This window comes from Paenibacillus sp. UNC496MF (assembly GCF_900113915.1).
Classification (GTDB): Bacteria; Bacillota; Bacilli; order Paenibacillales; family Paenibacillaceae; genus Paenibacillus_Z; species Paenibacillus_Z artemisiicola.
Map to the genome: position 1 here is coordinate 58127 of NZ_FORE01000010.1, position 18931 is coordinate 77057.

The following is an 18931-nucleotide window of genomic DNA, read 5'->3' on the forward strand; positions in this document are numbered from 1 at the left end:
TTCCGGCAATGGCGGTGCCCGTAGGGGCGCCGCCTCGTTGCCGTTTTGCGAGGGCGGGCGGCCGTTCGCGCCGCGGAGGAAGGCCGATGCCTTGCCGCGCCGTCGGCGCCTACACCATGAGGAAGGGGACTCGGGTTCATGTACAAACTGCTGATCGTCGACGACGAGCCGACGGTGCGCGCGGGCTTGCGCGCGTATTTCGATTGGTCCTCCTTCGGCATCGAAGTGATGGACGAAGCGGACGACGGAGACGCGGCGCTCGAGATCGTCGGGCGGGAGACGCCGGATCTGGTCCTGACGGACGTCCGGATGCCGAATCTGGACGGCATCGCGCTGTCGCGGGAAATTTCCGCCCGGCATCCCGGGACGAAGATCGTGTTCGTCAGCGGGCACGACGATGCCGACTACTTGAAGTCGGCGCTGAAGGTCAGCGCGGTCGACTATATTTTCAAGCCGGTGAATCTGGAGGAGCTGAGCGCGGTCATCCGGCGCGTCGTGGCGGATCTCGACGCGGAGCGCGCCGAGCGGCGCCGGAAGGAAGACCTGGAGGTCAAGCTGAAGGAAGGCATGCCCCTGCTGCGGGAGAAGCTGCTGCTGTCGCTGGTGGAGGGCGGGGCGCCGAAGCACGGGCTGGGCGAGCGGCTCGACTTCCTCGGCCTGCGCCTGCCGGCCGACGCGCCGTATTGGGTCGCGGTCCTCTCCGTCGACGACATGGCCGGCGTGCTGGCGAGCCGGACGGAGACCGACCGCCAGCTGCTCTGGTACGCGGTGCTGAACATCGCCCAGGAGCTGATCGACCGCCATTTGGCCGGCTACGCGTTCGAGCGCCGCGCCGGCGAGTTCGTCGGCATCCTGCGGGCGGAGCCGGACGACGAGTACGCGTCGGACGCGGCGGAGGCGCTGTTCGCGTTCGCGGGCGACGTGCGCGGCAACCTGGAGCGCTGGCTCAAGATCGGCGTCACGATCGGCATCAGCGAGCGGGTGACGTCGCCGTACGCGCTCGCGCAGGCGTACGGGCAGGCGCGCGAGGCGGCCGACCACAAATGGTACCTCGGCAAGAACCGCATCATCACGATGGACAGCTTGCGGGGGCCGGAGACGGAAGCGGGCGGCTATGAACGGAGCGGCTCCGCCGACCACGAGGGGCTGATCCCGGCGCTCAAGGCCGCGGACGCGGACAAGCTGCGCGCGGGGCTCGACCGGATCTTCGCCGATTTGGCCCGCAGGCGGCGCGACGGGCTGAAGTACGGGCGCAACGTCTGCCTGCAGATCGCGCTGGCGGTCGACCAGCTGCTGCTGGAGCTGAACGTGCCCGCGGGCGGATCGGACGCGGACGCGCCGGCATCCGGCCTGTGGGAGGCGCTGTTCGAGCAGGAGACGCTCGGCGACCTGCGGCGGCTGCTCGAATCGCGGCTGCTGGACGCGTGCGGGCGGATCCGCGAGAAACGCACGGGCAAGACGGCGAACGTCGTGGAGCGGGTGCGCGCCATCATCGACCGGGGCTACGCGAACGGCGGGCTGACCGTGGCCGAGATCGGCAGGGAGGTGTACCTGACGCCGACGTACGTCAGCCTGTTGTTCAAGCAGGAGACGGGGCAGACGGTGAACGAGTATCTCACCCAGGTCCGGGTGGAGAAGGCGAAGGAGCTGCTGCGCGACCCGCAATACAAGTTCTACGACATCTGCCATGCGATCGGCTACACGGACCCCAGCTACTTCACCAAGCTGTTCAAGAAAGCGACGGGCGTCACGCCGAGCGCGTACCGGGAAGCCCATGCGTAACGCCGCCGCATTCGCCTGGCGCCGGCTGGCGGCCGCCGCCGGCGCGGGCCTGCGGCTCGTTCGCCGCTTCGCGATGCCGCGCCAGTGGCTGATCGCGTACCTGCTGCTGATCGTGCTTCCGGCGGCCGTGTTCCTGTACGGCTATTACGAGCGCTCGGCCAAGATCCTGAAGGACGAGGTCGTCCGCACGATGCAGCAGACGGTGAAGCAGGCGGGCAGTAACCTGTCGTACCGGCTGGAGCGCCTCGAGGAGATCAGCAACGCGGCGTTCATGAACGCCAATCTGCATACGTACCTGTCCGTCGGCGCGGACGATCAGTCGATCGCCGTCCAGCTGCAAGTCGTCAAGGATCTGCGCAACCTGGTCGATACCGTGCAGACGAACTCCGACGTATACCACGTGCGGCTGTTCGTCGACAAGTCGAAGCTGTACGCCGCGGAGCGGATCAATTTCTTCACGCTGGACAGCCTGAAGGACCGGCCGTGGTACGCGCCGATCATCGCCGCGAACGGCGGCATCGTCTGGACCGGCGACTACACGGAGCACTTCCTCGACGTGGGCGACGCGCGGATCTTCTCGCTCGCCCGCATGCTGCGCGATCCGAACCATTACGACAAAATCTCCGGCGTGCTCATGATCGACGTCAAGGAGAGCATGGTGTCCGGCATCCTGTCGGCGCTGCAGTTCGCGCCGGGCACGCAGGTGTACCTCGCGGATCCGAACGGGACGATCGTCTATCACCCCGACCGGTCGCGAATCGGCACGAGCCTTGATCCGGCCGTGCTGGACGTGCTGGGGCGGGGAAGCGAGGGCACCGGCGCGGTGAAGCTGAACGACGAGGTCAACGACGTCATGTACGCGACGCTCGACCCGACCGGCTGGAAGCTGGTCGCGCAGGGGACCGAGTCCCAGCTGTCGCGCCGCGCGGTGCAGCTGACGCAGCGGTCGGAGTGGACGTCGCTGCTGGAGTACATCGCGCTCTTCCTGGCGCTGCCGTTCGTGCTGATGGCCATCATCGTGCGGGGCATGAACCGCCGGGTGAAGCAGGTGATCACGGTCATCCGCCGGGAGGGTACGGAGACGAGCCTGAGCGAGCTGCCGCCGGTGAACGGCGACTTCCGGCTGCTCGAGCGGAGCGTCGACCATCTGATTCTCCGGGTTCGGACGCTCGTCGAAGAGAAGTACAAGGCGCAGCTCCTGGAACGGGAGGCGCAGCTGCAGGCGCTGCAGGCGCAGATCAACCCGCATTTCCTCTATAACACGCTCGACACGATCAACTGGATCGCGATCGGCAAGGGCGCGACGGACATCAGCCAGATGATCGACAGCCTGGCGAAATACTTCCGGCTCAGCCTCAGCAAGGGCCGGAGCATCGTCAGCGTCGAGGACGAATTCCGGCTCGCGCAGGTGTATCTGGAGATCCAGCGGAGCCGCTTCCCGGATACGTTCGATTTCGAGCTCGACGTCCAGCCCGGCCTCGAAGCGTGCGCCATGCCGAAGCTCATCCTGCAGCCGATCGTCGAGAACGCGCTGCTGCACGGCATCCGCAAGGCGAAGGGTAGGCGCGGCGTCATTGCCATCGCCGCCCGCGAGGAACGCGGGGACCTGGTCCTGACCGTGGCCGACAACGGCATCGGCATCGACGAAGGGCTGGCGGCGCGGCTGCTGACGGAAGCCCCGTCCGAGGCGAAGGACGACGGCGCCGGCGGCAGCTCGTACGGGCTGTTCAACGTCAACGAGCGGGTCAAGCTGTACGCCGGCGACGCGTACGGCCTCTCCATCGCGTCGGAGCTCGGCGCCGGCACGACGGTGTTCGTCCGGCTGAAGGCGAAGCGCCGCCCGGACGATAGCAAGCAGGGCGATGCGGGCGGATGACGTCCCTCGTCCGTGCTGCAGGCGCGCGGAGATGCAGGAAAACGATCGCTCTGCAGCCGCATGCGGCGAGCAGCGTCAACCCGTGCGCGAACGGGAAACGAAAACGCGCAATAGCCGCTCCTTCACGGGGCGGCTATTGCGCGTCTTCCGGCACGATAGCCCGCGCCGCGATTCAACGATCTTAAAACTTGTGTAAAGAAGGTTGCAATACGCGGACGGGCATGTTAAATTACGTACATGAAATTAAATTGTATTCAATTAAATTTAGTTAAATTAAAGTTAATTTAACGTAAACGTTAATTTAGCTTACATCGAAGGAGCGATCATTCATGGAAATTTTGTACACGGCAATCGCAACGGCTGAAGGCGGACGGGACGGACGCGTGACGTCCTCGGACGGCGTGCTCGACTTGAAGCTGACGATGCAGAAGGAATTGGGCGGCAACGGCGCCGAAGGCACCAACCCGGAGCAGCTTTTCGCCGCAGGCTACTCGGCCTGCTTCCACAGCGCGCTCAAGCTCGTGGCCCGCATGCAGAAGGTCCAGCATGAAGGCACGGACGTCACGGCGCACGTCAGCATCGGCAAGGCCGCCGACGGCGGCTTTCAGCTCGCGGCGCAGCTGCACGTGAACATCGACGGCGTCTCGCAGGAGACGGCCGAAGAACTCGTCAAGGCGGCGCACGGCGTCTGCCCGTACTCCCGCGCGACCCGCGGCAACATCGACGTGAAGCTCGTCGTGAACGGCGTCCACTAAGCGAAGCCGAGCGAGCGGGCGGCGGGCGGGCGCCCGCCCGGAACGCGCGAAGCGCCGGCCGTCTCCCCGATCATCGGGGGAGACGGCCGGCGCTTTTTTCGCTTTCCCGCACGGCAGCCGGCTTGCCGGCCGATCGCGCGAAGCGTTCAGGCGAACTGGCCGATAATGAACGAACGGAACAGTTCCGCGGCCGGCGACAGCGTGCGGCCCTTCTGCCAGGCCAGTCCGATCTCCCGGCGGCAGGCCGGCTCTTCGACCCGCAGCTTCTTGATCTTGCTCGGCGTGATCCCCCGGAAGGACGGGATGAGCGTCACCCCGATGCCCGAGGAGACGAGTACGGAGACGGTGGCGACGTCTTCTCCCTCGAAGACGACCTGCGGCGCGAAGCCGGCCTGCGCGCAGAACCGGTCCGTCAAGTCGCGCATGCCGTAGCCCTTCTTGAAGCCGATGAACGGCTCCCCGGCCAGCTCCTCGAGACGGATCGACTCGCGGTCCGCCAGACGGTGCTTGGCGGGGACGTAAGCGAACAAGTCCTCGTCGAGCAGCTTGCGCCACTCCAGCTGATTGCGGTGATCGAGCGAGCCGACGATGCTGAGGTCCGCTTCGCCGTCCTGCAGCTGGCGCGCGATGGCGGCCGTCGTGTTCTGGAACAGCTGCAGCTTGACCTGCGGATACAGCCGGTTGAACGAGCTGATGAAGTCCGGCAGGAAGCTGAGCCCGAAGGTCATCACGAACGAGAGCGATACCGTCCCCGTGTACGGGTCCCGCAGCTGCTGCAGCTCGGCCATGCCGTCCTGGATCTCCTGCAGCGCCCGCTCGACGCGCTTCAGGAACGACGCGCCGTACGCGTTCAGCTTCACCGACCGGCCGACGCGGTCGAACAGCGGCACGCCGAGCGTCTCCTCCAGATGCGTGATCGACCGGCTCAGCGCCGGCTGCGAGATGGCCAGCCGTTCGGCGGCCTGCGTGAAATGCTCGGTTCCGGCGACGACGCGGAAGTATTCCAGCTGCTGCCATTCCATCGGGGCAACCTCCTGACGTTGAATCGAATCGATAATGAAAAGGCATCGTTCGCATACCTATAATAAATTGGACGTTATGAATTGTCGAGGCGTACACTTAGACTCAGTCCAACGAGAGAAGGAGTCCTTACGCCATGACGCATATCGCCAAAGGAAGCGCGACCTACCGGCGGACGCTGCTCGCCATGCTGCTCGGCAGCATCGTCACGTTCGCCGTTCTATACAGCCCGCAGACGCTGCTCGGCCAATTCTCGGAGGAGTTCGGGGTCTCCCCGTCCTCGGCCAGCCTGGTCATCTCGATCTCGACGATCAGCTTGGCCGTGTGCATGATGTTCATCTCCGCCTTCTCCAACGCCTGGGGCCGCAAAAACATCATGGTCGCGTCGCTGTTCGCGACGTCCGCGCTCGCCATTCTGTCGTCCTTCGTCCACGGCTTCCAGCTGCTGCTGGCGCTGCGCCTGCTGCTCGGCATCAGCTTGTCGGGCTTCCCGGCCATCGCGATGACGTACTTGAACGAAGAGATCGCGCCGGACAGCATCGGCAAAGCGATGGGCGTCTACGTCGGCGGCACGGCCATCGGCGGCTTCGTGGGCCGGGTCATCGTCAGCCTGCTGACGGACGCGTTCGACTGGCACGCCGGCCTGCTGACGCTCGGGGTGTTCAGCCTGATCTGCAGCGTGCTGTTCTGGCTGTACCTGCCGCAGTCGCGCCGCTTTCAGCCGTCCGGCATCTCGCTTCGCATCTGGGCGGGCGGACTGAAGGCGGGACTGGCCGACAAGCGGCTGCTGCCGCTCTATGCCGCGGGCTTCCTGCTGCTCGGCGGGTACGTGACGCTGTTCAACTACATCGGCTACCTGCTCGCCAAGCCGCCGTACGGCCTCAGCCAGTCGGTCATCGGCTGCCTGTTCGTCTTCCAGCTCGTCGGCTCCTGGAGCTCGTTCTTCTTCGGCCGGATGGCCGACCGGTACCCGCGGGCCGGCTTGATCGCGGCCGGCGTCGTCCTGTCGCTCCTCGGCGCGGGGCTTACGCTGGCCGGCAGCCTGACGCTCACCATCGTCGGCATCGTGCTGTTCGCGTTCGGCTTCTTCGCGGGCCATACGGTGGCGAGCGGCTGGGTCGGCAAGACGGCCGCGCCGCCGTACAAGGCGTACGCCTCTTCGCTGTATCTGCTGTTCTATTACCTGGGCTCCAGCGTGCTCGGCACGGCCGGCGGCTCGTTCCTGTCGGCCTACGGTTGGCCGGGCGTCGTCGGCATGATCGGCGTCCTGCTCGTGCTGGTCGCGCTCCTCGCGGCGGCGCTCGCCGGCCGCCGGTTATCCGCCTTGCGTCACGCGCCGGCCGGCGGCCGGCAGCCGCGCTGAGGCGTTCGGCCCGGTTCCGCGGTCCCGGTTGTCAAACCGCCGCCGGAACGTATACACTAAGAACGAACACGATTCAGCAAAAGGAGGCGAAAGGATGAAGCGGACGAGGCAGCGCGAGCAGCGAACCGGCGTCTTCTTCTTATTTTCGTCTTTCGAAGCACTAAAGCATTCCATGCTTTAGTGCTTTTTATTTTATCGGAGGTGTGGAAGATGGCCAGATACGGAAGAGTGTTGATCAAATTAAGCGGCGGCGCGGTCGCCGGCAATTCGGAGTTCGGGTTCGAGCCGGACCGGCTGGAGCATATCGCGCGCGAAATCATGTCCGTGGTCGACCTCGGCGTCGAGGTGTCGGTCGTCATCGGCGGGGGCAACATCTTCCGCGGCAACATGGCGGAGTCGTGGGGCATCGAACGGGCGGAGGCCGACAACATCGGCACCCTCGCCACGGTCATCAACAGCCTGATGCTGCGCGGCGTGCTGAAAGCGAGAACCGACCGGGAAGTGCGCGTCATGACGGCCATTCCGGCGACGTCGGTGGCCGAGCCGTACATCCGGCTGCGGGCCATTCACCACCTGGAGAAGGGCTACATCGTCATTTTCGCCGGCGGCAACGGACAGCCTTACGTCACGACGGATTACCCGTCCGTCCAGCGGGCGATCGAGACCAATTGCGACGCGCTGCTCGTCGCCAAGCAGGGCGTGGACGGGGTGTTCAGCGCCGATCCGAAGCGCGATCCGGAAGCCCGGAAGTTCAAGACGCTCCACTACAACGACGTGCTGCAGCACGACCTGAAGGTGATGGACCAATCGGCGTTCATCCTGGCGCGGGACTACAACCTGCCCATGCACGTGTTCAATTTCGACCGGCCGGGCTGGATGAAAGAGATTTGCGAGGGCATCGACCACGGCACGTACATCAACGGCGATACGAGGCTGGCCCTGGAATAGGCGCGCGGCGGATCGCGAACCGCGAGGACGGCCAATCATTCGAAGGGCACCCGGGCGAGGGTGCCTTTTTTGCCGTCCGCGGCAGGCGGCGCGCGGCTGCGGGCTAGGTCTTGGGACCCCGATATTTTGACAGGCGCTGGCAGAATAACGCGGCAAATTCCGATTCCGGAGAACAACGCCGACGGTTCCGGGAGACTTTGTCAAGATTTAATTATTCTTTAGACAGGAAAATCGTATTTATTGTAGAACTTTGTAAGGAAGTCGGTAACAAAGCGTGAATCGGGAGCGGGGTTTAATGGTGTATAAGGAACAAATGCGGTATTCGCGTCTTGCGCATCTTACAAAACTGATCAATACGAAGCTTGAACTGCGTGAAGTCCTGGAGCATGTGACCACCGCGATCTCCGAAGAGATCGTCCAATGTGATTCCGTCGGCATCTATCTGCCGCAGGAAGATGGGACCTTCAGGGGATACGTCGGCAAGCCCCAGGTGATCAACGGCTGGACGCTGGATATGCACGTCATCGACATGGAAGTGGACCTGCTGGCGAAGGAAGTCGTCGAGACGAAGAAAGCCGTGTACATCCCGGATACCTCGAAGGACACCAGGCCCGATCCGAGAGCCGTCGAAGGCTTCCAGATCAAATCGCTGCTGGTGTTACCGATTTCGTTCGAGCAGGAGCTGTTCGGGCTCGTGTTTCTGTTCGACTACGGCATTCCGATGAACTTGACGCAATCCGAGATCCAGACGGTGGAGGCCTACGTCAACATGGCGGCCGTCGCGATCCAGAACGCGCGCAACCTGACGCACAAGGAGAACCTCATCGCCGAGAAGCAGCTGCTGCTCGACGTGACGAGCGATCTGGCGATGTGCTCCACGCTGCAGCAGAGCCTCGACATCTGCTTCTCCTACCTCGGCAAGGTGCTGGGCAACTACAACATCGGCGTCCATCTGCTCGATCCGCTCACGGAGAGCCAGATCAAGCCGGCCAAGCTGAGCAAGGACAGCGACTGGTCGGAGGAAGACTGGATGCGGACGCACAGCAAGATCCGAATCGACGAGAGCAACGACCCCGTCTTCCAGGAGGTCATCCGCACGAAGAAGGCCGTCCTCATTCCGGACGTGTTCGCGGACGACCGGCCCAACCACGATCTGTGCCGCACGTTCGGCATCAAAGGACTCTTCATGCTGCCGCTCGTCTCGATGGGCGAGGTGCTCGGCGTCATTCCGGTCGTCCGGCTCGAGGAGGGCAGCCTCGGCTACCCGGCCGCGAAGAAGGAGCTCGCGCAGTCGATCGTCGACGCGACGGCCTCGACCTTGTCGAACCTGATGTACATGGAGAAGCAGGAGAACATCATCCAAGAGCGGACCTCGGAAATCACGGTCAAGAACCAGGAGCTCGAGCGCGTCGTGGCGGAGCTGCAACAGCTGAGCCGCGAGAAGGAATTGATCCTGAATTCGGCGGGCGAAGGCATATTCGGCCTGGACCTCGACCGGAGAATCACCTTCTGCAATCCCGCGGCGGCGGCCATGCTGGGCTACGACACGAAGAGCGAGCTGATCGGGCAGCCGTCCAGCATCATTTTCTACGGCGCGCACATCGGCCGCGACAGCCTGCAGTACGTCGCGACGGCCTCGGACGGGAATTGGGACAATTACGGCCAGGACGAGCGGTTCTACCGCAAGGACAACTCCAGCTTCCCGGTGGAATTCGTCATCTCCTCCATCCGGGAGGGCGACGAGATCGTCGGCGACGTCGTCACCTTCAAGGACATCACGCAGCGCAAGCAGATGGAGGCGGAGATCAAGTACCACGCGTACTTCGACAGCGTCACCGACCTGCCGAACCGGGTGCTGCTGAAGGACCGGTTGAACCAGGGGCTCGTGCAGGCGCAGATCAACGGCGAGAAGCTGGCCGTGCTCTATCTGGACCTCGACCGCTTCAAGTTCATCAACGATTCGCTCGGCCACAGCTTCGGCGACCTACTGCTGCGCGACGTCGCGCAGCGCCTCAGCCGGTGCGTCCCGAAGGGCGCGACGGTCTCGCGGATGGGCGGGGACGAATTCACGATCTACCTGCCCAACGTCAAGAACGAGCACGAGGTGCTGAAGGTCGTGCACGCGGTCATCGACACGTTCGACGAGCCGTTCCAGCTGCTGGAGAACGAGATTTACATCAAAGCGAGCATCGGCATCAGCCTGTACCCCGACAACGGCGACACGACCGACACGCTGGTCAAGAACGCGGACACGGCGATGTACAAGTCCAAAGAAATCTCCGGCAACAGCTACCACTTCTTCAGCGAGGGGATGGACACGCGGACCTTCGAAAGCGTCAAGCTCGAGAACGCCCTGTACCGCGCGCTGGAGCTGGACGAGCTCGAGCTGTACTACCAGCCGCAGATCCATTACCAGACGAACCGGCTGGTCGGCGTCGAAGCGCTGCTGCGGTGGAACCATCCGAAGCAGGGCATGATCGCGCCGGACCAGTTCATTCCGATCGCGGAGGAGACGGCGCTCATCGTGCCGATCGGCGAATGGGTGCTGAAGCAGGCGTGCCGTCAGTTGAAGGCGTGGCAGACGCAGGGATATCCGCCGTTCAGCGTCTCGGTCAACCTGTCGGCTCGCCAGTTCGAGCAGAACAACCTGTTCGCGATGGTCAAGAACGCGCTGGAGGAAGTCGGGCTCTGCCCGGATTACCTGCATCTGGAGCTGACGGAGAACCTGATCATCAAGAACAAGGACCTGACGTTCGAGTCGATGAAGGCGCTGAAGGGCCTCGGCATCCAGATCGCCATCGACGATTTCGGCACGGGGTATTCCTCGCTCGGCTATCTCAAGAGCCTGCCGATCGACACGCTGAAGATCGACAAGTCGTTCCTGCAGGACGTGACGGAGGACGACGACAACGCGGCCATCATCAACACGATCATCACGCTGGCCCAGAACCTCAATCTGAGCGTCATCGCCGAGGGCGTCGAGACGCGCCAGCACGTGGATTTCCTGTCGTCGCGCGAATGCTTCCTGATGCAGGGGTATTATTTCGGCCGCCCGATGCGGGCGGCGGAGTTCGAAGCGAAGTTTCTGGCGGCGCCAAGCTGATTTTTTAGATAAGAGAGGGGATAGAAGATGAAAGCAGCCCGCGCGGTATTGGAGTTTTTGAAGAAGAGCGGCGTCCGTCACCTGTTCGGCATTCCGGCAGGCTCGGTCAACGCGTTCTTCGACGAGCTGTACGAGATGCCGGAGATCGAGACGGTCGTGGCCAAGCATGAGGGGGCGGCGTCGTACATGGCGGCGGCGTATGCCAAATACGCCGGTCAGCTGAGCGTCGCCATCGGCTGCAGCGGCCCGGGCGGCACGAACCTCGTGACCGGGGCGGCCAACGCGATGCGCGAGCATCTGCCGGTGCTGTTCCTGACGGGCGCGGTGCCCGTCGGCACGATGGGGCTGAACGCGTCGCAGGAGCTGGACGCCGTGCCGGTCTTCAAGCCCGTCACGAAATACAGCGTCCTCGTCAAGGACGCCAAGGAGCTGCTACGCGAGGTGGTCAAGGCGAGCCGAATCGCCGTCTCCGGCGTGCCCGGCCCCGTGCACGTGGCCATCCCGATCGACGTGCAGCACGCCGAGATCGGCCAGCCGGACATTCCGGCGCTGCCGGAGCGCAAGCCGATGATCCCGGATCTCGAGACGATCCAGGCGGCCGCGGAAGCGATGGCCGAACGGCCGGACGGCTGCATCTTGGTCGGCCAGGGCGTCCGCGGCTCGGTCGAATCGCTGCTCGAGCTGGCGGAGATGCTGCAGTGGCCGATCATGACGACGCCGCAGGCCAAGGGCTACATACCGGAGGATCACCCGCTGCTCGCCGGCGTCTTCGGCTTCGCCGGCCACGAGGCGGCGTCGAACCTGATCGCGGAGGGCGCCCGCCAATCGCTGCTGATCGTGGGCTCCAGCCTGGGCGAGACGGCGACGAACAATTACAACGTCCAGTTGGTCGGGAACCGGTACACGATTCAGCTGGATTTCGACCAGACGGTGTTCAATCGCAAGTACGAGATCGACATTCCGGTGCTCGGCGACATTCACTTGAGCCTCTTGATGCTGATCGAGGAGCTGCGCGTGCTGGGCGTGTCGCGGGGAACGGAAGGCGGCGGCGAGGCCGGCGCGTTCGGCAGGGCGGCCGTCAAGGACGCCGGCGCCTACAACACGGCGAACGCGCTGCGGACGCTCCAGACGCATCTGCCCGTCAACACGCGCTACACCGTCGACATCGGCGAGTTCATGTCGTACGTCATACACTACATGCACGTGCTCGATACGGATTCGTTCAACATCAACGTGCATTTCGGCGCGATGGGCAGCGGGATCGGCTCGGCGATCGGCTCGGCCCTGGCGGAGCCGGACCGTCCGGTCGCCTGCATCACGGGCGACGGCTGCTTCTTCATGCACGGCATGGAGATCCTGACCGCGAAGGAGGCGAAGCTGCCGATTCTGTTCGTCATCATGAACAACGCCCGGCTCGGCATGGTCTATCACGGACATTCGCTGCAGTTCAAGCGCACGCACGCCTCGTTCGAGCAGGAGCCGGTCGACATCGCGCAGATGGCCGCGGCCATGGGTATTCCGAGCTACCGCGTCGAGGCGATGGACGACTTCCGCGAGGAAGCCATCCACCGGCTGCTGGCCGCGGACGGCCCGGCGGTGCTGGAGATCGCGCTGAAGGACAACAACACGCCGCCGATGGGCGACCGCGTCAAGTTCCTGTCCTCGTTCGGCAAGTAACAAGCAACGGCCGCCTAGACGTCCGCGAACGAGCGGCGGATGACGTCCAAGAGCGCCGCCATGGTCCGCCCTTTGAACGCGTCGGGCACCGCTTCGCCGGCCGGATCGGCGTACGAGCAGCCGGCCGGCCCGTTGTCCGCGTAGCCCAGGCGGACCAGCGCCTCGGTCAGCTCGGCCGGCAGGGCGCGCGTGCCGGCGATGTCCGCGTAGCGGCCGGTCGGATAGATGGCGACGTCCGCGTCGCCGTCGCCGGTCTGCACGACGAACAGGTCGTCGTCGGCCCGCAGCATCCACCGGCCTTTGGAATAGAGGCTGATCCGCTTGCCCTCCAGCGCGGAGAGGGCGTCGAGATTGACGCCGCACGCGGCGTTGATCGCCGCGCGGAGCGCGCTTCCGGCCGGGCGGCCGGCGTTGTCCGCCAGGCAGGCGTCGACGGCTTCGCCGAGGCGCGGGGCGTCCGGCGAAACCGGCGCGGAGGCGAGGTCGAGGCCGTAGAGCTCCTCGACGATCGCGAAGACCGCCGCGCCCGTGACGGCGTCCAGCGCCGCGAGGCGCTTGTCCATAGTGTCTGCTTTCGTCATTCGTGGTACCTCCAGTACATGCAGGATGGGGACTCTCTCTATAGTAATCGGTTCGTTCGGCCGATAACAGCAGCAAGACCCGCAAAGCGGCGCTCATAGCGAGCGCGCCCTGCGGGTCTTGCTGCTGCTTGTCCGTGGCGTCAGAAGCTGCCGTTGCCCGCGAACGTGCCGGCGTCGAAGTCCATGACGTTGGCCTTCTCGACGTCCCCGTCCACGTTCGTGCTGTAGTATTCCAGCGTATGCGTGTCGTCCGCGTAGATCTTGAACGGCGCGGTATAATCCGTCCAGGCGCCGCCGTTGATCCGGTACGTCGTCCGGTCGACGAGGCTGTTCGCCGCGGCGGCCTTCAGCGAGACGGTGAAGCCTTCGATGTAGGCGTCGCCCTTGGCGGTCTTCGCGTAAATCGGCTCGAAGTGGTACTGCGTCGTCACGGCGGAGGCGCCGACGGGCGCTTTGCCGATCGGAACGGCGATGACGGTGCCGGGGGAGCCGTCGGGCTTCGTCGTTACGTACTTGAACAGCATCGACGCGACCCGCAGCTCGATCGTCTCCGTAGGCGATGCGTCCGCGCCATGCGCGAGCTGATAGCCCGCGACCAGCGCATCGGTGAAATGAATGATCATGTACGTGCGCGAATCCGCGCCGGCGGTCGTCTGAAAATACAGGTAGCCGTCCTTGATATGCTTGCCCTTCGCGAGCGCGTCCAGCAGCGGCGCGGAGGCGGCGTCGGTCGGCTTCGCGAGCGTAATGGCGCCGAAAACCGGCTTTCCGCCGCCGGAACCGGATCCGCTGCCCGGCTGGCTGTCGTTGGCGGCGTCGAACGCGTAGGACGACACCTGGATGGCGTCCTTGAACGGCCCGCCCGAGTAGCTGCCCTTGATGCCGTCGAGCGTCAGCAGCATGGCGGGCAGATGGCCGGCGGCGGCTTGCGCGGGCGCCGGCTTCGGGACGAACAGCAGGGCGGAAGCGAGCAGGAACGCCAATAGCGTGAGCGGTATGCGTCTAGACAATCCGATCTACTCCTTTATGCCGGGCAGGCGCTGGGCGCGCGTGCCCGCGTGTCAGCTGATGAGCGGCGTGCGCTTCCAGAAATCGCCGTCCTGCACGAACTGCCATTTGTCGCCGGAAGCTTTCGTTTCTTTCACGCTCAAGACGATCAGGCTCGGCGTCGTCCATGCTTGCTTGCCGTCCTGCGGCGGTTGGGGCTGCGGGTGATTCATGGGTCGTTCCTCCTTTATCATTTCGGGCCAACGCCGATATCGACGGTCTGCGTCGTGACGACGCGGCCGTCCGGCCCGACCACGTTGTAGGTGAACGTCGCTTGGGCGAATTTCAGGGAAATCGATTCCGTCGGCCGGTCGCCGTTGCTGCTCGACAGCTGTTGGGACGTGACGAAGACGGACTTCATGTCGATCGTCAGCACGGGCTTGTCGCTTGCGCCGTTATAGATGTACAGCTTGCCGCCTTTGATTGCTTTGCCCTCGGAGAGGTTCTTCAGCAGAGGCAGCGAAGCGGCATCGAGGTATTTCATGAGCGAGAGGTCGGTATACTCCGGTTTCCCGGACACGCCTCCCGCACCGCCGCCGACGGAGACGGCATTGGCGGCCCCGAACGAGAAGCTCAGAATATCGATGCCGTCTTTAACCGCCTCGGCCCTGGTTTCGCCTTTAATCCCGTCCAGGACGAGGTAGATGCCTTTCGGCGCTCCCGGAGCACCGAAAGCGGTTGCAGGCAGCAGCGCGGCGAACACGGCGACGGCGAGCAGAAGGGCGAGCACTTGCAGCTTCTTGCGTGGAAACAAGACGATCAGCTCCTTGACCATTAGAATGATGATACAATTTGTATCAATACTATCATATCGATGCTAGCGCCGCCAAGCGTCTCTTTTGATAAACGCGGCAAGGCCGCCCCGCATGCAGGACGGCCTTGTTGCAGACGTTCGTTCGGATAGCGATTAGAAGTCGAAGTTGTCCGGGTCCGGGCCGACGCGGCGATCTTCGTTCAAGGCGTCGATCGCGGTCATATCTTCCTCCGTCAGCTCGAAATCGTAGATAGCCGCGTTCTCGACGATACGGTGCTCCTTCGTCGATTTCGGAATCGTGACGATGCCGTTTTGGATATCCCACCGAAGGATGACTTGGGCGGCGGTCTTGCCGTATTTCGCGCCGATCGCCTTCAGCGTCCCGTTATCGAGCAGCTCGCCCTGCATCAGCGGAGACCAGGCCTCCAGCCGGATGCCCTGCGCCTGCGCGAAGCGCAGGAGCTCCTTCTGCGTCAGGCGGGGATGCAGCTCGACTTGGTTGACCATCGGCTTCACCGACGCGCCTTGCATCAGCTCTTCGAGGTGATGGATGTGGAAGTTGCTGACGCCGATCGCCTTCACGCGGCCTTCCTTGTAGAGCGTCTCCAGCGCGCGCCATGTCTCGTTGAATTTGTCCTTCACCGGCCAGTGGACCAGGTACAGGTCGAGGTAATCGAGACCCAGCTTATTCAGGGACGCTTCATACGCCACGATCGCTAAGTCGTAGCCTTGATCGGCGTTCCACACTTTGGAGGTCACGAACAGGTCTTCCCGGCGCAGGCCGTTCTCCCGCAGCGCTTCGCGGATGCCGCGGCCGACCCCTTGCTCGTTGCCGTAGATCGCGGCGGTATCGATGCTGCGGTAACCGTGCTTGATGGCGGCTTTGACCGCCTCCACGAGCTCCTCGCCCTCCCGGACTTTGAAGACGCCGAGGCCGAAGCCCGGCATGCGGACGCCGTTATGCAGCGCGACGGTATCTTGCAGATGGTTCAACATGATGGAAAACTCCCTTTCGCTTATATAAGTATCGGTTCGATAATCGGATAGCCGGTTCGTCGAGGCAGGCGCCGCTTACGCCCGCCGCAGCTCGGCTTCCGGCGCTTCGTTCTGCGCGGCCGGCCGGCGGTCCTTGCGTTCGAGCAGCTTCGCCCACGCCGTCAGCGCGACGGCCGCCGCGACCATGACGGCGCCGACCCATGTCGTGTGAATGAGCCCCGCGGAATCGGTGACCAGGCCTCCCAAGTAAGCGCCAAGCGCGATGCCGGCATTGAACGCGGCGATGTTGACGGCGGACGCGACGTCCTTCGCCTGCGGCGCGAACCGTTCGGCCAAGGTGACGACGTAGACCTGCAGGCCGGGCACGTTCATGAAGGCGAACAGCCCCATGAAGAAAATCGTGATCAGCCCGGCGATCTGGTAGGGCGCGGTGAACGCCAGCACGAGTAGAACGACGGCCTGAAGGGCAAACATATACAACAGCGCCCGCGCGGGATTGCGGTTGGCGGCCTTGCCGCCGATGATGTTGCCGATCGCGATGGCGACGCCGTACATCAGCAGAATGACGGCGACCGTGCTTTCACTGAAGCCGGTCACTTCATGCAGCAGCGGGGACAGGTACGTGAATACGACGAAGGTGCCGCCGTAGCCCAGGGCCGTAATGAGGAAGACGAGCAGCAGTCTGCCCTTCGTCACGAGCTTGACCTGGTCGCCGAGCCGGATGCGGACGCCTTTGCGCAGCCCCGAAGGCACGAGCGCCAAGTTGGCGATGAACGCGATCACGCCGATCCCCACGATGGCGAAGAAAGCGGCGCGCCAGCCGAGCTGCTGGCCGATGAACGTGCCGATCGGCACGCCGGTCACCGTGGCGACGGTGAGTCCGGAGAACATGATGGATATCGCGCTCGCCCGGCGGTTCTCCGGCACGAGATCGGCGGCCAGCGTGGAGCCGATCGACATGAAGATGCCGTGCGCGAACGCGGCGATGACGCGGGCGACGAGCAGGACGGCAACGCCGGATGCCGTCGCCGCGAGCAGATTGCCCCCGATGAATACGATCATGATCCACAGCAGGAGCGTCTTGCGCGACACTTGCGAAGTCAAGGACGTCAAGACCGGCGCGCCGACGGTAACGCCGAGCGCATAGAGCGTGACGGTGAGTCCCGCCGCCGTGACGGATATATGCAAATCCTCTGCGATTAGCGGAAGCAAGCCGACGCTGATGAACTCCGTCGTGCCGATCGCAAAGGCGCTGATTGCGAGCGCCAGCAGAGCCAAAGTACTGTTTTTCCGTTGAGCGGTCATGCTTCTCCTCCTCCGAATTCTTGCGGCGGCCGGCCGATGAATGCTATTATACGGGCTACGGGTATAAGTGAGTAGTACGTACTTTTCAGTTATATAGTCACCGAAAAGTTACTTTTGTCTGTTGAAAGGGAGGAGCGGCTATGGCTGGGGAAGAAGCGCTCGGGAAGAAGAAGTACAACATCTCCGTGGAGGCGGCGCTCGAGGTCATCGGCGGCAAGTGGAAGTGCGTGATTCTGTGCTACCTGCTTCGGGGGAAGAAGCGCACGAGCGACCTGAAACGGCTGATGCGGGGCATTACGCAGAAGATGCTGATCCAGCAGCTGCGCGAGCTCGAGGAGGACGGCATCATCAACCGCATCGTCTACAACCAGGTGCCGCCGAAGGTCGAATACGAGCTGACCGAGTACGGCTGGAGCCTCGAGACCGTGCTGCACATGCTGTGCGACTGGGGCGAGAAGCATATCGTCAAGGAGTACGGGGACAAGGCGTCGGTGCTGGAGGACAATATCCTGAACGAGTTGGACCAGGAGCCGGTGCACGGGTAACGCCCGGGCCGGCATGGATGTTGTACAAGTAGCGTTGCCTGAATCGATAAGAAGCAATGAAACCTCGCGAGGAAGCGCAGCGGCTCCCGGCGGGGTTTTTTGCTGGTTTGCGGTCGTCATCATCGGCAGGTTCGGCATGCTGGAGGAAAGCGAAAATCCTGCGAGCTGCCGCGGCAAAGCGCGGTTTTATGCGGGAGTTAGATGGAAAAGCGGAATAAAAACGAATTAACGCGCATAAATAAAATTGTAAACCGGAATAAAAACGCATATAATCAAACCATGAAGTTGCTCGGCAACGATAAAGGAGCGAGGGGGGGAACGCGCATGACAACGCAGGATACGTCGGGCATGTTCGCGGAAGAACGCCGCGAGCGGATTTTGGCGCTGCTCGAGCGGGAGAAGCGGGTGCTCGCCAAGGACTTGGCCGAGAAGTTTCAAATCTCCATCGATTCCATCCGCCGGGACTTGACCCTGATGCAGGAACAGGGTCTGCTCCGCAAGACGCACGGGGGCGCCATCGCGTCGACGAAGGTGCGGCAGCAGCCTCCGCCGCCCGAGATGCGCTACGGCGAAGGATCGCCGCAGGGCAACGCCGTCGCGAAGCTGGCCGTCTCGTATTTGCGGCCGAACGATACCGTGTTCATCGGCAGCGGGTCGCTGGCGTACGTGCTGCTGAAGCATTTGCCCGACGGGCTGCCGCTGACGGTCGTGACGAACAGCATCCGGGTCGCCGACGCGCTGCGGGAACGGGAGGGCATCGAGACGTATCTGATCGGCGGGCGGGTGAAGCGGTCCGGCAACATCACGGACGTCATCGCGAACGAGTTCATCCGGCAGTTCAAATTCGACATCGGCTTCGTCACGGGCGGGGGCTTCTCGGACGAGGGCGTCTTCGTCTCGACGCCGGAGGTCGCCGCCTTCGGGCGAGCGGTCATCGCGGCTTCCCGCCGGGCGATCGGCATGACGACGCACCGCTCCCTCGGCAACGACGGCTTTGCCAAGACCGGCGGCGTCGAAGGGCTCGACCTGCTCGTGACGGATGGGGACGCCGATCCGGACGCGGTGGAGCGGATCCGCGCGCTCGGCGTCAAAGTCGTCGTGGCCCAAGCGGAAGAGCATGAACGGGACTAAACCGGCACGACCCGGAAGAACCGGGCGCGCCGAGGGAGAGGAGCGGAC

General features: G+C 63.8%; 16 protein-coding genes. 9 read left to right on the forward strand and 7 right to left on the reverse strand.

Annotated features, from left to right (window positions below):
• Nucleotides 1-138 precede the first annotated feature (138 nt).
• The 3 genes from BMZ79_RS18120 (at nt 139) to BMZ79_RS18130 (ending at nt 4413) form a co-directional block, all read left to right on the forward strand.
• Nucleotides 139-1782 (forward strand): response regulator, encoded by a 1644-nt coding sequence (locus BMZ79_RS18120; RefSeq protein WP_090642259.1) that lies wholly within the window; start codon nt 139-141, stop codon nt 1780-1782.
• The gene (locus BMZ79_RS18125) at nt 1775-3658 is read left to right on the forward strand and encodes a cache domain-containing sensor histidine kinase (protein WP_090642260.1); all 1884 of its coding nucleotides are present in this window, start codon (nt 1775-1777) and stop codon (nt 3656-3658) included. Before BMZ79_RS18120 ends, BMZ79_RS18125 begins: the two co-directional genes overlap by 8 nt.
• A gap of 329 nt (nt 3659-3987) precedes the next feature.
• Nucleotides 3988-4413, forward strand: coding sequence for an organic hydroperoxide resistance protein (locus BMZ79_RS18130; RefSeq protein WP_090642262.1), 426 nt, complete (start codon nt 3988-3990; stop codon nt 4411-4413).
• A 146-nt stretch (nt 4414-4559) separates the two neighbouring features.
• On the opposite strand, the gene BMZ79_RS18135 is transcribed toward BMZ79_RS18130, so the two are convergent.
• A complete protein-coding gene (locus BMZ79_RS18135; RefSeq protein WP_090642263.1) occupies nt 4560-5435 on the reverse strand; it encodes a LysR family transcriptional regulator in 876 nt (291 codons plus the stop codon).
• Between the two features lie 134 nt (nt 5436-5569).
• Between BMZ79_RS18135 and BMZ79_RS18140 the strand changes: the two genes are divergently transcribed.
• From BMZ79_RS18140 to BMZ79_RS18155, 4 genes are all read left to right on the forward strand, one after another.
• Nucleotides 5570-6796, forward strand: a complete 1227-nt coding sequence (locus BMZ79_RS18140; RefSeq protein ID WP_090642265.1) for an MFS transporter — start codon at nt 5570-5572, stop codon at nt 6794-6796.
• Nucleotides 6797-7006: 210 nt separating this feature from the next.
• Nucleotides 7007-7744: a UMP kinase gene (gene pyrH, locus BMZ79_RS18145; protein WP_090642266.1), complete on the forward strand. Its 738-nt coding sequence runs from the start codon at nt 7007-7009 to the stop codon at nt 7742-7744.
• Nucleotides 7745-8042: 298 nt separating this feature from the next.
• Nucleotides 8043-10847 (forward strand): sensor domain-containing phosphodiesterase, encoded by a 2805-nt coding sequence (locus BMZ79_RS18150; RefSeq protein WP_090642691.1) that lies wholly within the window; start codon nt 8043-8045, stop codon nt 10845-10847.
• Between the two features lie 27 nt (nt 10848-10874).
• Nucleotides 10875-12524, forward strand: coding sequence for a thiamine pyrophosphate-binding protein (locus BMZ79_RS18155; protein ID WP_090642268.1), 1650 nt, complete (start codon nt 10875-10877; stop codon nt 12522-12524).
• Between the two features lie 14 nt (nt 12525-12538).
• Here the strand turns inward: BMZ79_RS18155 and BMZ79_RS18160 are convergent, their stop codons facing one another.
• The 6 genes from BMZ79_RS18160 to BMZ79_RS18180 all read right to left on the reverse strand — a co-directional run bounded on the left by BMZ79_RS18160 (nt 12539) and on the right by BMZ79_RS18180 (nt 17207).
• Nucleotides 12539-13105 (reverse strand): hypothetical protein, encoded by a 567-nt coding sequence (locus BMZ79_RS18160; protein ID WP_143088990.1) that lies wholly within the window; start codon nt 13103-13105, stop codon nt 12539-12541.
• Between the two features lie 140 nt (nt 13106-13245).
• Complete coding sequence (locus BMZ79_RS18165; protein ID WP_090642271.1) at nt 13246-14115, reverse strand: type VI secretion system tube protein Hcp; 870 nt, start codon at nt 14113-14115, stop codon at nt 13246-13248.
• A gap of 51 nt (nt 14116-14166) precedes the next feature.
• Nucleotides 14167-14325: a hypothetical protein gene (locus BMZ79_RS34315; protein ID WP_177222195.1), complete on the reverse strand. Its 159-nt coding sequence runs from the start codon at nt 14323-14325 to the stop codon at nt 14167-14169.
• Between the two features lie 17 nt (nt 14326-14342).
• Nucleotides 14343-14927 carry an Hcp family type VI secretion system effector gene (locus BMZ79_RS18170; protein WP_090642272.1) on the reverse strand — a complete coding sequence of 195 codons (585 nt, stop codon included), beginning with the start codon at nt 14925-14927 and terminating at the stop codon, nt 14343-14345.
• A 132-nt stretch (nt 14928-15059) separates the two neighbouring features.
• The gene (locus BMZ79_RS18175; RefSeq protein ID WP_090642274.1) at nt 15060-15902 is read right to left on the reverse strand and encodes an aldo/keto reductase; all 843 of its coding nucleotides are present in this window, start codon (nt 15900-15902) and stop codon (nt 15060-15062) included.
• A gap of 75 nt (nt 15903-15977) precedes the next feature.
• Nucleotides 15978-17207, reverse strand: a complete 1230-nt coding sequence (locus BMZ79_RS18180; RefSeq protein WP_090642275.1) for an MFS transporter — start codon at nt 17205-17207, stop codon at nt 15978-15980.
• A gap of 140 nt (nt 17208-17347) precedes the next feature.
• On the opposite strand from BMZ79_RS18180, the gene BMZ79_RS18185 reads away from it, so the two are divergent.
• Both BMZ79_RS18185 and BMZ79_RS18190 read left to right on the forward strand, forming a co-directional pair.
• Nucleotides 17348-17752 (forward strand): winged helix-turn-helix transcriptional regulator, encoded by a 405-nt coding sequence (locus tag BMZ79_RS18185; protein ID WP_090642277.1) that lies wholly within the window; start codon nt 17348-17350, stop codon nt 17750-17752.
• Nucleotides 17753-18076: 324 nt separating this feature from the next.
• Complete coding sequence (locus tag BMZ79_RS18190; RefSeq protein WP_090642278.1) at nt 18077-18883, forward strand: DeoR/GlpR family DNA-binding transcription regulator; 807 nt, start codon at nt 18077-18079, stop codon at nt 18881-18883.
• Nucleotides 18884-18931 lie beyond the last annotated feature (48 nt).